General features: G+C 55.8%; 13 protein-coding genes. All 13 read left to right on the forward strand.

Annotated elements, in window-relative coordinates:
* Positions 1-244: 244 nt before the first annotated feature.
* The 13 genes from ACCQ09_RS08480 (at position 245) to ACCQ09_RS08540 (ending at position 12,310) form a co-directional block, all read left to right on the forward strand.
* Positions 245-655 (forward strand): TcpQ domain-containing protein, encoded by a 411-nt coding sequence (locus ACCQ09_RS08480; protein ID WP_012437990.1) that lies wholly within the window; start codon positions 245-247, stop codon positions 653-655.
* A 129-nt stretch (positions 656-784) separates the two neighbouring features.
* Positions 785-1,792 (forward strand): VirB8 family type IV secretion system protein, encoded by a 1,008-nt coding sequence (locus tag ACCQ09_RS08485; protein ID WP_040941088.1) that lies wholly within the window; start codon positions 785-787, stop codon positions 1,790-1,792.
* The gene (locus ACCQ09_RS08490; RefSeq protein WP_012437992.1) at positions 1,789-2,556 is read left to right on the forward strand and encodes a TrbG/VirB9 family P-type conjugative transfer protein; all 768 of its coding nucleotides are present in this window, start codon (positions 1,789-1,791) and stop codon (positions 2,554-2,556) included. Before ACCQ09_RS08485 ends, ACCQ09_RS08490 begins: the two co-directional genes overlap by 4 nt.
* On the forward strand, positions 2,553-3,722 hold the full coding sequence (locus ACCQ09_RS08495; RefSeq protein WP_040941089.1) for a TrbI/VirB10 family protein: 1,170 nt from the start codon (positions 2,553-2,555) through the stop codon (positions 3,720-3,722). Before ACCQ09_RS08490 ends, ACCQ09_RS08495 begins: the two co-directional genes overlap by 4 nt.
* A 5-nt stretch (positions 3,723-3,727) precedes the next feature.
* Positions 3,728-4,777 carry a P-type DNA transfer ATPase VirB11 gene (gene virB11 / locus ACCQ09_RS08500; protein ID WP_029216906.1) on the forward strand — a complete coding sequence of 350 codons (1,050 nt, stop codon included), beginning with the start codon at positions 3,728-3,730 and terminating at the stop codon, positions 4,775-4,777.
* Between the two features lie 62 nt (positions 4,778-4,839).
* Positions 4,840-5,667, forward strand: a complete 828-nt coding sequence (locus tag ACCQ09_RS08505) for a lytic transglycosylase domain-containing protein (protein WP_175611798.1) — start codon at positions 4,840-4,842, stop codon at positions 5,665-5,667.
* A 58-nt stretch (positions 5,668-5,725) separates the two neighbouring features.
* Positions 5,726-6,139, forward strand: a complete 414-nt coding sequence (locus ACCQ09_RS08510; protein WP_040941090.1) for a TrbC/VirB2 family protein — start codon at positions 5,726-5,728, stop codon at positions 6,137-6,139.
* Positions 6,132-6,443 carry a VirB3 family type IV secretion system protein gene (locus tag ACCQ09_RS08515; protein ID WP_075285572.1) on the forward strand — a complete coding sequence of 104 codons (312 nt, stop codon included), beginning with the start codon at positions 6,132-6,134 and terminating at the stop codon, positions 6,441-6,443. Before ACCQ09_RS08510 ends, ACCQ09_RS08515 begins: the two co-directional genes overlap by 8 nt.
* Before the next feature lie 101 nt (positions 6,444-6,544).
* Positions 6,545-8,998 (forward strand): VirB4 family type IV secretion/conjugal transfer ATPase, encoded by a 2,454-nt coding sequence (locus tag ACCQ09_RS08520; protein ID WP_040941092.1) that lies wholly within the window; start codon positions 6,545-6,547, stop codon positions 8,996-8,998.
* A 67-nt stretch (positions 8,999-9,065) separates the two neighbouring features.
* On the forward strand, positions 9,066-9,824 hold the full coding sequence (locus ACCQ09_RS08525; RefSeq protein ID WP_052844744.1) for a hypothetical protein: 759 nt from the start codon (positions 9,066-9,068) through the stop codon (positions 9,822-9,824).
* A gap of 100 nt (positions 9,825-9,924) precedes the next feature.
* Positions 9,925-10,983 carry a TrbL/VirB6 family protein gene (locus tag ACCQ09_RS08530; protein ID WP_047709431.1) on the forward strand — a complete coding sequence of 353 codons (1,059 nt, stop codon included), beginning with the start codon at positions 9,925-9,927 and terminating at the stop codon, positions 10,981-10,983.
* Positions 10,984-11,015: 32 nt separating this feature from the next.
* Positions 11,016-11,513, forward strand: a complete 498-nt coding sequence (locus ACCQ09_RS08535; protein WP_076036030.1) for a DUF4189 domain-containing protein — start codon at positions 11,016-11,018, stop codon at positions 11,511-11,513.
* A 170-nt stretch (positions 11,514-11,683) separates the two neighbouring features.
* Positions 11,684-12,310 carry an XAC2610-related protein gene (locus tag ACCQ09_RS08540; protein ID WP_080640074.1) on the forward strand — a complete coding sequence of 209 codons (627 nt, stop codon included), beginning with the start codon at positions 11,684-11,686 and terminating at the stop codon, positions 12,308-12,310.
* Positions 12,311-12,361: the final 51 nt, after the last annotated feature.

Consider the following 12,361-nt stretch of genomic DNA (forward strand, 5'->3'; position numbering starts at 1 on the left):
GGGACGGCGCCGGATGGGGTCGTATAGGAGTAAGGCTATGGATGGTTCTTTGATGTGCTCATTTGCTTCTTTTGCGCGTATGCGCAGCACTGCGTCGCCTGCCTGGGCGGTTCATGTGCGCCTCGCGTTTCCAGCCGGTTTCTCAAAGCCCTTGTTGCTCTGCCATCTTTAGGTGCGCGGGGCCGCTGTGCTGTCCATCATTAAGTCCGAAATTTCCTGAGTTGGAGAAGTCAGAGTGAATCCGATGTATGTGTCCAAGCTGTCATTGGTGTTAGCGGCTGCCATGTTGGCTGGCGCCTGCGCGACCAAGCCTGCTCCCGACTTTGGCGGGCGCTGGAAGCACGTCAATCATTTTGACGAGGCCCCGACCGAAATCCCGCTCTACACCTCTTACACGTATCAGGCCACGCCGATGGACGGCACGCTGAAGACCATGCTTGAGCGTTGGGCCGCAGACTCCAGCATGCAGTTGTCCTACAACTTACCGTCGGACTACACCCTGATTGCACCGGTTTCGAATATCAGCACCACCAGCGTGCAGCAGGCCGCAACAGAGCTGAGCGCGGTGTATGCCGCGCAAGGAGTCTCGGTGTCAGTCTCTGCCAACAAGCTGCTCGTACAGCCCGTAGCGGTATCAACCGGATCCAAGCTTTAAGGAAGCGTCGACTGATGCGATGCACCTGAGACATCACATTTACAAGGACGTCCATGCTTCCCCCATGCCCGCAACCCATCGCGGCAACAGTTTCAGGCCTGACAAGGCCCCACGGTGACGGATCTAGACATGTTGCGTAAGAAGGTCAGTGAGAAAGATGGATCTGCCCAAGTCGGGGCGGCCGTCCAAAAGGCGGTTAATTACGAGGTGAGCATCGCTGATCTTGCGCGCCGCAGTGAAAAGCGCGCGTGGATTGTGGCGACCTTGTCGATGGTCGTGACCGTCATGACTGCGGGCGGCTATTACTACATGCTGCCGTTGAAGGAGAAAGTGCCCTATCTAGTTATGGCAGATGCCTATTCGGGTACAAGCACTATCGCCAAGCTTGAAGCGAATTTTGGTGGGAGAACGATTACTACGAGTGAGGCCTTGGCGCGTAGCAATATCGCACGCTTCATCATTGCCCGCGAATCGTTTGATTTGTCGATCATCGGTCAACGTGACTGGAATACCGTGTCGGCAATGGGAACGACAAATGTTGTGAATGAATATCGCGCACTGCATTCTTCAAACAATCCGCTACGGCCGTTGAATACGTACGGCAAGCTTCGCGCAGTCCGCGTCAATATCCTAAGTATCACGCTGATCGGCGGGAAGGGGCAGCCCTACAAAGGTGCGACCGTGCGCTTCCAGCGGACCGTATATGACAAGAATTCAACGCTCTCCACGCTGCTCGATAACAAGATCGCCACCATGGGCTTCGTCTATCAGGACAATCTGGAGATGAGTGATAGCTTGCGTGTCGAAAATCCCCTGGGATTCCGGGTGACAGATTATCGGGTCGATAACGACTACTCCTCGCTGCCAGCAGCGCCTGCCACTGGTGCTGTCATCAATGCGCAGCCTCAGGCAGCGGCACAGCAGCCTGGCATAGGCGTTGTCGATCCCAACGCGGCAAATGTCTCCGGTGCGATTCCGCAAGGGGGCGTTCCGCTCCAGCAAGGAGTATTGCCGCAGGGGGGCGTGCCGCAACAGCAAGCACAGCCCGCGTTTCCGGATCAAATGCAGCCGGCGGGTCAGCCTGCGATTCAACCCCAAGGGACGCCGAATAATGTCAATGGAGCAAGCGGTCGATGAAACTTTTTAACCGGTACAGGGCTGCGTTATTTTTAGCGCTGCCACTTGCACTCTGTGCTTTCTCAGCTGCAGCCCAGGTTGTTCAGGAATATGAGTATGCGCCCGATCGTATCTACCAGGTACGTACGGGTCTGGGGATCACCACGCAGGTCGAGCTAAGTCCGAACGAAAAAATCCTGGACTACAGCACCGGTTTCACCGGTGGCTGGGAGCTCACACGACGCGAGAATGTCTTTTATTTGAAGCCGAAGAACGTTGACGTCGATACGAACATGATGATTCGTACGGCAACCCACTCCTACATTCTCGAACTCAAGGTGGTTGCAACGGATTGGCAGCGCCTCGAGCAGGCGAAGCAGGCAGGCGTTCAATACAAGGTGGTGTTTACCTACCCGAAGGACACCAGTTTCAACAATGTCGAAGATGCGGACACGTCGAAGAAAGGTCCGTTGTTGAACGCAAAGATCCTGAAGGATCGTCGTTACTACTATGATTACGATTACTCCACGCGTACCAAGAAATCCTGGCTGATTCCAAGCCGGGTTTACGACGATGGCAAGTTCACGTATATAAACATGGATCTGACGCGGTTTCCAACCGGGAACTTTCCGGCGGTCTTCGCTCGCGAGAAAGAGCACTCCGAGGATTTTCTCGTCAATACGACGGTGGAAGGCAATACCCTGATCGTGCATGGGACCTATCCTTTCCTGGTGGTTCGCCACGGCGATAACGTCCTCGGTCTGCGAAGGAACAAGCAAAAGTGAACTCGAATATTCCCAACGGCCCAGATGATCACTCCCCGAACAACCGCGGAGAAGCGTCGCATAACGGCGAGTACGAAGAGCGCAATAATCCGTACTATGCGCGTCAGCAGGCAGGTGCCGCGCCTGACCTGGACGCCAATGAACCGGTGCTGCGCTCCAGCGACATCAAACGGCTGAATCGTAAGGCGCTTGTCTTCCTGGCGGCCATCGCGGCCCTGCTGATTCTCGTCATTTTCTGGCTGGCGACGCAAAGCGGGGACGATTCGGCGCCGCCGAAGCCGCGCGCCGAGACTGTTGTGGCCCCCGCGCTGCCACAGAATATGACTGCGCCCGTCGAAGAGGCACCCGTGCCTCTCGCGCAGCAGCCGAGTCTGCCACCATTGCCGCCGATGCCCACCGACGAGAGCGAAGACACAAGTTCTGCGCCTGAGCGTCAGCGCGGTCCGACATTGTTGGAGCGCCGAATCCTCGCCGAATCCGCTGCGAACGGCGCAGGCATGCCCGGGCAAGCTGGCCCGCCAGCTGCGTCCGGAGAGGAGGATAATGCTGTAACACTGGCGAAGCCGATCAGCAACCCGGACGGATTGTTGGTGCGCGGGACGTACATTCGCTGCATCCTCGAGACCCGGATCATTTCCGATTTCGGTGGCTATACATCGTGCATCGTGACCGAGCCGGTGTACTCCATCAACGGGCACAACCTGCTGCTGCCGAAGGGTTCCAAGATGCTGGGCCAGTATGGTGCCGGGGAGCCGACGACACGGCGTCTGCAGGTGGTCTGGGATCGTGTCACCACGCCGACCGGTCTGGATGTCACGCTGGTGGGGCCCGGGATTGATACGTTGGGTAGCGCCGGCCATCCCGGCAACTACAACGCACACTGGGGCAACAAGATTGCATCGGCGCTGTTCATCAGCCTGCTGAGCGATGCCTTCAAGTATGCGGCTGCCGAATATGGTCCAGAAACGACCACAATCGGTGTTGGCAGCGGAATCGTCACTCAGCAGCCCTTCGAGAGTAATACTGCTCGCAGCATGCAGCAGCTCGCCGAGCAGGCGGTCGAAAAGTCTGGGCGTCGGCCGGCTACCTTGACGATCAATCAGGGCACCGTGTTGAACGTTTATGTTGCCAAGGACGTCGACTTCTCGGCGGTCCTGCCGAAGTGAATGACGTGGTTGCCATGACGATCGATGATTCCCCGACAGCGCGCATCTCGAATGACTTCCTGGATTACCAGTACTCAGTGCTGGGAATCCTGGATTACCTGAACTCGCCTGACGTGACCGAAATCTGCATCAATCGTCCGGGTGAGCTGTATCTTGAGACCATTCATGGGTGGCAGCGGGTTGATGTGCCGTCGCTCACTTACGACCGTGCTCGGCAGTTTTGTACTGCAGTCGTTAACGAGAGCAATACCGGGCAACGTATCACCGACGCCGACCCGGTGGTATCACTGACTTTTCCGACGGGGCAGCGCGCACAGTTCGTGATGCCGCCGGCATGCGACGCCGGCAAGGTATCCATCACGATCCGGTTGCCTTCCAAGCATACGAAGTCGCTGGAGCAGTATAAACACGACGGTTTCTTCGACGAGGTCCTGGAACAGTCGGCCGATGTCAGCGACCATGACCAGGAGTTGCTGGAATTGCGCCGTAAACGTGACTATGCCGAGTTCTTCAAAAAGTGCGTGCTGTACAAGAAGAATGTAGTCGTGGCTGGGGCAACAGGCAGCGGCAAGACCACCTTCATGAAGGCACTTGTCAATCACATCCCCAACGAAGAACGTCTTGTCACCATCGAGGACGCGCGTGAGCTGTTCATCAGTCAGCCCAATTCCGTGCACCTGTTGTATTCGAAGGGTGGACAGAGCGCCAGCAATGTGACTGCCAAGAGTTGCATGGAGGCATGCCTGCGCATGAAACCGGATCGCATCATCCTGGCCGAGTTGCGTGGTGATGAGTCGTTCTACTTCATCCGTAACTGCGCATCGGGACATCCGGGTTCCATCACCAGTTGCCACGCCGGTAGCGTCGAGCAGACCTGGGACCAGTTGGCCTTGATGGTGAAGGCATCCAACGAAGGCTCCGGTCTGGAGTTCGAAGTGATCAAGCGTTTGCTGCGAATGACGATCGACATCGTGGTTCACATCAAGGCACACGCCGGGCGCCGGTTCATCACGGGCATCGACTTCGATCCTCTGAGAACCTTGCGCGGCGGTTGAGGGGCAAATTCTTTCGTTAGAGCTGGTTTGGTTTTGCAAGGAGTAATGACATGTTGCCTGGCATGGAACTGATGGGGTGCACTGGACTTGCTGTTCCTGGCGAGGTGATGCAGCACGTTGTCCGTGTCGAGTCGTCGCGTAATCCGTATGCAATCGGTGTGGTTGGCGGGCGCTTGGTGCGTGAGCCACGGGGTTTGGCTGAGGCAGTCGCCACCGCCAAGATGCTGGAACAGAAGGGTTATAACTTCTCCCTGGGGTTAGGCCAAGTCAATCGCTACAACCTGCAGAAGTACGGGCTGACCAGTTACGAGATGGCATTCGACAAATGCCCCAATCTGGTCGCTGCTTCGAGGATTCTGGCTGAGTGCCATTCGCGCTCCGGCGCAAATTGGGGCAAGTCGTTCAGCTGTTACTACTCCGGTAACTTCGAGACCGGCTTCAAGCACGGTTATGTCCAGAAGATCTATGCATCCATTCGTCAGTCGGTAGCATCATCCTCTGGAGCCGAGCCCATTGCGGTCGTGCCGACGCGACAGGTGCAGTTGCGGCCTGCCAATCCGCTCAAGCAGGCAGCCGCCGAATTGGCAGATGCGATCGTGGCGCGTCGTATTCAGGACCTATCCGGGGCGGGCAACACGGTGGCTTCACCGTCCGGGCCTATGCTGTCATCACCTTCGGCACCTTACTCTCTGCCGAGTCGGGCCACCCCCGTGGCACCTACAGCGGAGAACGAGTTGTATGTGATAAAGCCGACAGGGCAGGGGCGTGGGGTGGCGCTGCCCGCCGTCTCACCCCAGACCTCGACGCAGACTGATCAACCCGCAAATCCCGTTTTAATGCCGCGTGCACCACAGGCGGCTCCGCAAGTAGATAGCGCATTTGTTTTTTAGGATGGAAGATCGCCAAGGACACGGCTGCTGGACCCCCTCTGTTCCCAAGGAGTTAGACATGAAGTTTGAAATCGACAAGAAGACAATGGCAGATGCCAAGATGGTTGGCACCCAGGCAGTGAAGGCGCTGGTATTCATCTCGCTGCTGATGGTTGCCGGTGGTGCAGCAGCAGAAAGCAACGGCCTTGGTGGCACGGACACTCAGGTTTGCGGCTTCCTGAATAATGTGAAGAAGCTTCTGAACATGGGTTCGATTGCAGTGGTCACCATTGCGGTTATCGTGGCCGGGTATCAAATTGCCTTTGCACACAAGCGTATCTCTGAGGTTTCCCCGATCCTTATCGGTGGTGTTCTGATTGGCGCAGCTGGCCAGATCGCCAACATGATTCTTCAAAACAAGGATGGTGCTGCTGCTAACGACTGCTCGGGAGTCGGTGCTGCGTTGGTGCAGATCGCTCAGTACTATGCATAAAGACGTCCTCTTCCGCGGCTGCACCCGTCCGGCGATGTTTCTGGGGGTGCCGTATATCCCTTTCTTCATCGGTGCGGGCGGTGGCTTGCTGTTGGGGATGTACATCAATCTTTGGTACCTGTTCACCATCCCCGTCATCATCTTTGGCATGCAGCAAATGGCAAAGAGGGACGAAATGATTTTCAGGTTGCTTGGATTGCGCTGGCTTTTCCGAATGCGCGCTCGAAACCTTCAGCGTTACTCCGGGATGTGGGTATTCACTCCCAACGAGTACCGCAAGGGCCCGCCGGGCAAGCCGCGATGAGCACTTGAGAAAGTTAGCCAACCCCATGCGTTCAATCCGCGTGGGGTTGGTGTTTTAGATAGTTCCTGGTGCGATGCTTTTCCTCTTAATTTGGTAAGACCATGTTCAGTCCAGACAGTCCGATCGGCGAATTTGTTTCCATTTCGACACATGTCGCTCCGTCCGTCGTCAAGACGACAGGTGGAGACTATCTGTTGATCTGGCATCTGGCTGGCCTGCCCTTCGTTGGGCGTGACGAGTTCGAACTCGAACAGCGGCACAACACATTTAATCGGTTGCTGCAAACCTTGCGTGCACCGGATTTCGCCAATATCGCGTTCTGGGTTCATGACGTTCGCCGTCGTCGAAAAATTGGCACGGGCGGGCGCTTCAAGCAATCGTTCAATCAGACGTTGTCCGACGAGTATTACGCAGCGCTATCCTCGCAAAAAATCATGCAGAACGAGTTGTACTTCAGCATGATCTATCGCCCGGTGGTGACGGGGCGGCGCCTAGTCGAAAAATCTGCAAATCCTGACAAGATCCGTGCCGAGGAAGAGCAGGCCATCTCCAAGATCGTCGAGTTGGCCACCAACGTCGAGGCGGTACTGAAGGATTATTCACCTTACCGGCTCGGCATGTATGAGGCCAAGAATGGTGTGGTGTTTTCCGAGACGCTGGAGTTTCTCGGCTACCTGCTCAACCGGATCGACGAGCCTGTTCCGGTGCTGCAAGCTCCTGTTCCGGCTTATCTGCCTGTCAGCAAGCACATGTTTGCCAACAAGACCGGCGATTTTGTCATTCGCACCCCGGATGGCATCAATCACTTTGGTGCGATCCTCAACGTCAAGGAATATGCCGACGGAACCTATCCGGGCATTCTCAATGGCCTGAAGTATCTTGATTTCGAATACGTGATGACGCATTCGTTCAGCCCGGTCGGGCGCCACGATGCCTTGAAGGTGTTGGAACGCACCAAGGGAATGATGATTTCGTCGGGTGACAAGTCGTCCAGCCAGATCCGCGACCTGGACCTGGCGATGGACGACGTGGCCTCCGGCAACTTTGTATTGGGCGAATATCACTTTACATTGGCGGTCTATGCCGATAGTCAGGAGAAGTTGGCCAGGCAGATCGCGACGACACGCGCCGAATTGTCCAACGCCGGTTTCGTATCCGCCAAGGAAGATCTGGCAATCGCCTCCTCGTTCTATGCGCAGCTGCCGGGCAACTGGCGCTTCCGTACACGTATCGCCAACTTGAGTTCGCTCAATTTCCTCGGGTTGTCGCCGCTGCACAACTTCGCCCAGGGCAAGCAGCACAACAACCCGTGGGGCGACTGCGTTACCACGTTGCAGACCACCAACGGGCAGCCGTATTACTTCAACTTCCACGCCACGCATCCGGCCGAGAATTCCCTCGGCGAGAAGGCGATCGGCAACACGATGGTGATCGGCAAGTCCGGTACCGGCAAGACGGCGCTGATCAACTTCCTGCTGAGCCAGGTGCAGAAGTTCGATCCGATCCCAACCATTTTCTTCTTCGACAAGGACCGCGGCGCGGAGATCTTCGTGCGAGCGTGTGGCGGCAATTATCTGGCGCTGGAAAATGGCGTGCCGACCGGCTTCAACCCGTTCCAGTGCGAGCGCAATGAAGCCAATACGCAGTTCCTCGCCGAACTGATCAAGGTGCTGGGCGGCAAGCCCGAATATAGCTCCCGCGAGGAAGAAGACATCTATCGTGCGGTCGAAGGCATGCTGGACACGCCCATGCATTTGCGCAGCATGAGCAATTTCCGCAAGAGCCTGCCCAACATGGGTGACGACGGGCTGTACGCGCGCCTGCGTCGCTGGACGGCTGGTAACTCGCTAGGCTGGGTGTTCGACAACCCCGTCGATACCATCGACCTGACGCGCGCCTCGATCATCGGCTTCGACTACACCGATGTGATCGATAACGCCGAAGTCCGAGTGCCGGTGATCAATTACCTGCTGCACCGCCTGGAAGCGTTGATCGATGGCCGCCCGCTCATCTACGTGATGGACGAGTTCTGGAAGATCCTCGATGGCAAGGGTGGCCTGAAAGAGTTCGCCAAGAACAAACAGAAGACCATCCGTAAACAAAACGGCCTGGGCATCTTCGCCACGCAGAGCCCGGAGGACGCCCTGGCCAGCGACATCGCTGCGGCGCTGATCGAGCAGACCGCCACAATGGTGCTTCTGCCGAACCCCAATGCCAGTCGCGACGATTACATCGAAGGCCTCAAGCTGACCGATGCCGAGTACCAGGTAGTGGTCTCGCTGGACGAGCGCTCGCGCTGCTTCCTGGTCAAGCAAGGCCATGCGTCTGCAGTGTGCCAGCTCAACCTGCGTGGGATGGATGACGCACTATCGGTCATTTCGTCCTCGACCGACAACATCGAGATCATGCATGAAATCCTGGGCGGCAAGGCCAGCAAGCTTGGCGTCACCGTCGACCAGCTGACGCCTGAGCAGTGGTTGAGCGATTTCTATGCCAACCGCAAGGGCTCTGGGAAGCGCAAGTCTGTTAAGGACAAGGAGGCCGAAGATGCGTAACGCCAACATTCATCAAGAAATTCATCCGGCAACATATCCATCTGTGTCACAGGAGGCGAAGAACACCATGACAACCAAGTTCAGACATTTTTCTCGGGTAGTGACGGGACTGGTGCTGCTCTGCATGGCGGGAGCGGCCAGTGCGCAGTGGGAAGTCGTCGACAAAGACCTCAACACCAAAGTAAAAGAGATCCAGAATTCACTGAAGCTCGGCAAAAAGCCCAAAGACAAGGACAGCGGGACAGAAGTCGACAAACCCAAGGAAGAGATCAAGGTGGTGCCGGATGACTACGGGATTGCCGATTGTTCAAGCACCACGGCGGGGACGCCGGTGGCGACCCAGCAGAAAGAAGGGTGCGAGCTGATTCAGCGCACGCGCAATTCGCAGTACAACTATATGGTGGCGATGTACGACATCACCAAAAAGCGTCTTGAACGCTTGCGCAAGATCGAACAAGAGCGCGCAGAGATCAAAGACACTGAACTCGGTAAGTTGGAGGACAATACCAACAAGCTGATCGCACTGAAGACACTGATGGACATTGATCGCCAGCAAATGGAATCGGCGATGTTTGCGTATCAAACGCGGCTGGGCTTCTTGACCAAGCAACAGGATGCGCAGGCATGGGCGGCGATGCGGGGCAAGAAGGCGCCCTCCGGGGATCCCTCTAGCCAAGGAGGCATCGGCAGCTTCTTCGAGAGTCTGGGCAACACCTTGGGGGATTTCGGCAAGTCGGTGGTCGCCGGGGTCGCCATGAAGGCGGCGTTGGATTCGGTCAGATCCGACAGACCTCGTGATATGGAGCCATTAGATTTGGGCAAGTGAGATCTCGGCACGCGCAGGATGCGCGTGCCGTCGCAGGTGTAATCGAACCCGGAGCAGCGAGTGCTCCACGGCCTGGCCGTCCAGTGGAATGTGGTGACATATGGATTTTCTGAGCAGTCTTGGTAATTACGCGTTCTTCTCGCTGATCAACGATTTCCTGCGCGACGAGATCGATATATTTCAGTGGACGCTACTGCAGCGCACCTCGGCCTTGATTGGCATTGTGTCCTTGACGGTGTTGACGCTGTGGGTCATGTTCCAGGGGTATCGCATCGTGACCGGCCAGTCCCGCGAGGCGGCGATGGGCCTGGTGGTGACGGCGTTGCGTGCGGCGCTGATCATCGGTCTGGCGACGAGCATGGCCGAAGGTTCGTCGAAACTGTACTGGACGCTGACTGACGGTGTTAGCCAGTCCATTACCCAAGTGGTGACCGGGGATTCGGAAAGTCCCTACGATGCGATCGACAAGAATTTGGGCTTGATGCAGATTGCGATGATGAGCATCGATCAGATCCAGACAGCAGGCAACCAACAGCGCGACGACGAGAAGACCCGTGCGCGCTGGTTCACTGGGGTAGGGATGGCAGGCCCCGGTGTGGTGGGGGGCTCACTGCTGCTGTTGAACAAGATTGGTATGGCGCTGTTTGTGGGCTTCGGTCCCTTGTTCATCATGTGCCTGTTGTTCCAGGCGACGAAGTCGTTGTTCAGCAAGTGGCTGCTATATGGGTTAGGTATGGTGTTTTCGTTGTCGGTGCTGAGCTTCACGGTGAGCCTGGCAACGAAGGTGATCGGCGCAGTGGCTGTCGCATTCCTGGTGAAGTACGCGATGCCAGGAAACAGTGGCGAGGGCATCAGCAGCATGGCATTGCAACAAGGAGGGCTTGGCCTGGTGATGACAACTCTAATTGTGACCGCACCACCGATGGCAGCGGCCTTCTTCCAGGGCACGCTGGGTCAGTTCACGGCGTACTCGGCGCTGGGGCAGCTTGACCGGGCCAATCAGGAGCCGGGGGCTGGTAGGCCTTATCAGCCTTCGGAGCCTGCTAAGGAGCGTAATGACTCTGGTGCAGATCATGGACGTAGAAATACCGTTATGCGGACCGAGCCTGCTCCATCTCAGGAGCCTGCAGCTGGTAGCCGCGGTATCGCCACGAAATAACTGACGAAATTGTAAAAAATAAGGTTATTTTTATGAGAATTAGAATATTTTTTTACGGTTTCATTTTTTTTGTATTTAATTCCTTCCCAGCTTTTGGACAAACCGCATGTCCAAATGGTGTCGCACCCGGTAGCCCACAATGTGGACCCGATTCAGGAACTTCAAGGGGGGAAATTGCATCTCCGCCTCCTCGGCCAACTGGAGAATGGATAAAGACGTGGGGCGCAATTGCAGGCTCAGACTCTACAGGCGAGTCTGGCGCAGTGGTTGGTAAGCTATCACAAGAGGATGCTAAGAACTCTGCACTTTATCAATGCTCTTTAGGGGGGGCTTCTGATTGCGAGGTTGATTTTGTTTATAAAAACCAATGTGCTGCTCTTGTTTCAAGCGATACGAGAGGTTTCTCTCAGGCTTCTGCTACAAAAGAGCGGGCAGTTGATCTGGCTACAAGCAGGTGTGAAAAAAGTGGTGGCAAGGACTGTAAATTAATGTATTCCGGATGCTCTGATCCAATATTTAAAAAATATTAAAAGGGTTTTCTATGTTGGAGCGTGCACTAGCCAGAGCTTTGGTGGGGGCGCTGTACTTAGGTTGTGTCGTCTCGATCACAGCGTGCAGTCCTAGCAATGCTCCGTCCGCAGAGACTGACGGAGCGGAAGTTGGTAAAAAGCCTGAATCCTCGCCGCAAAAGGATTTGAAAATGCCGTCAACCGTTAATGCCACACTCAATGGTCAGGGCGAGATAAGAGCAGATATCAGCGGTATCGCTGTTTCAATCAAAGCGCAGGGCTGCAACGAAGATAGTCCAGGGATCATGCTATGTAACCGTTCGCCGGTCGTGGAGGTGGCATTTCCGGGAGTCAGGGCAATTTCTGTCGAGCCTGAGGCATTGTACGTGGATAGCAATTCCACGTTCTATCATGGTCCGCTAGACGACACTTACAAGAAAAACCGCCACTCAATCATTTTGGCCGATATCAATGGCGATGGACACGAAGATGTAGTGGTGTGGTCTGGAAAAGAGGGTGGTTATGGTGGCCCCTCTTACAGTGTCTATCTTTTCGATTCTGCGCAAAGACGCCTTGTCTTCAATCAGTCGCTTTCCGATATCACGGTAATGGCCAATGGCTTATTCTCCGTGAAAGGAAATCTACTGACGTCTACTTCTGGGGATGGATGCTGTATCCATGTTTTTGATACCTACGAACTCAGAAAGGACGAGGCAGTGCTGATAGAGCGGGTAACCGAAGACACGAATGATCCGGCCAACCCGAAGAAACGGATCGAGCGACTTCAAAACGGTGAGATGAAGGAGGTAACTAAATAGGAAGTGGGTGGTAGTTTGTAGTGAGTACATGCAACGCATCTTCGGGTTTGT

This window comes from Xanthomonas sp. NCPPB 2586 (assembly GCF_041475775.2).
GTDB classification, from domain to species: domain Bacteria; phylum Pseudomonadota; class Gammaproteobacteria; order Xanthomonadales; family Xanthomonadaceae; genus Xanthomonas; species Xanthomonas campestris.

Coding starts and splice junctions, on each gene's coding strand:
- ACCQ09_RS08480 (WP_012437990.1), top strand. CDS start 245: ATGTATGTGTCCAAGCTGTCATTGGTGTTAGCGGCTGCCATGTTGGCT.
- ACCQ09_RS08485 (WP_040941088.1), top strand. CDS start 785: ATGTTGCGTAAGAAGGTCAGTGAGAAAGATGGATCTGCCCAAGTCGGG.
- ACCQ09_RS08490 (WP_012437992.1), top strand. CDS start 1,789: ATGAAACTTTTTAACCGGTACAGGGCTGCGTTATTTTTAGCGCTGCCA.
- ACCQ09_RS08505 (WP_175611798.1), top strand. CDS start 4,840: ATGGAACTGATGGGGTGCACTGGACTTGCTGTTCCTGGCGAGGTGATG.
- ACCQ09_RS08510 (WP_040941090.1), top strand. CDS start 5,726: ATGAAGTTTGAAATCGACAAGAAGACAATGGCAGATGCCAAGATGGTT.
- ACCQ09_RS08515 (WP_075285572.1), top strand. CDS start 6,132: ATGCATAAAGACGTCCTCTTCCGCGGCTGCACCCGTCCGGCGATGTTT.
- ACCQ09_RS08520 (WP_040941092.1), top strand. CDS start 6,545: ATGTTCAGTCCAGACAGTCCGATCGGCGAATTTGTTTCCATTTCGACA.
- ACCQ09_RS08525 (WP_052844744.1), top strand. CDS start 9,066: ATGACAACCAAGTTCAGACATTTTTCTCGGGTAGTGACGGGACTGGTG.
- ACCQ09_RS08530 (WP_047709431.1), top strand. CDS start 9,925: ATGGATTTTCTGAGCAGTCTTGGTAATTACGCGTTCTTCTCGCTGATC.
- ACCQ09_RS08535 (WP_076036030.1), top strand. CDS start 11,016: ATGAGAATTAGAATATTTTTTTACGGTTTCATTTTTTTTGTATTTAAT.
- ACCQ09_RS08540 (WP_080640074.1), top strand. CDS start 11,684: ATGCCGTCAACCGTTAATGCCACACTCAATGGTCAGGGCGAGATAAGA.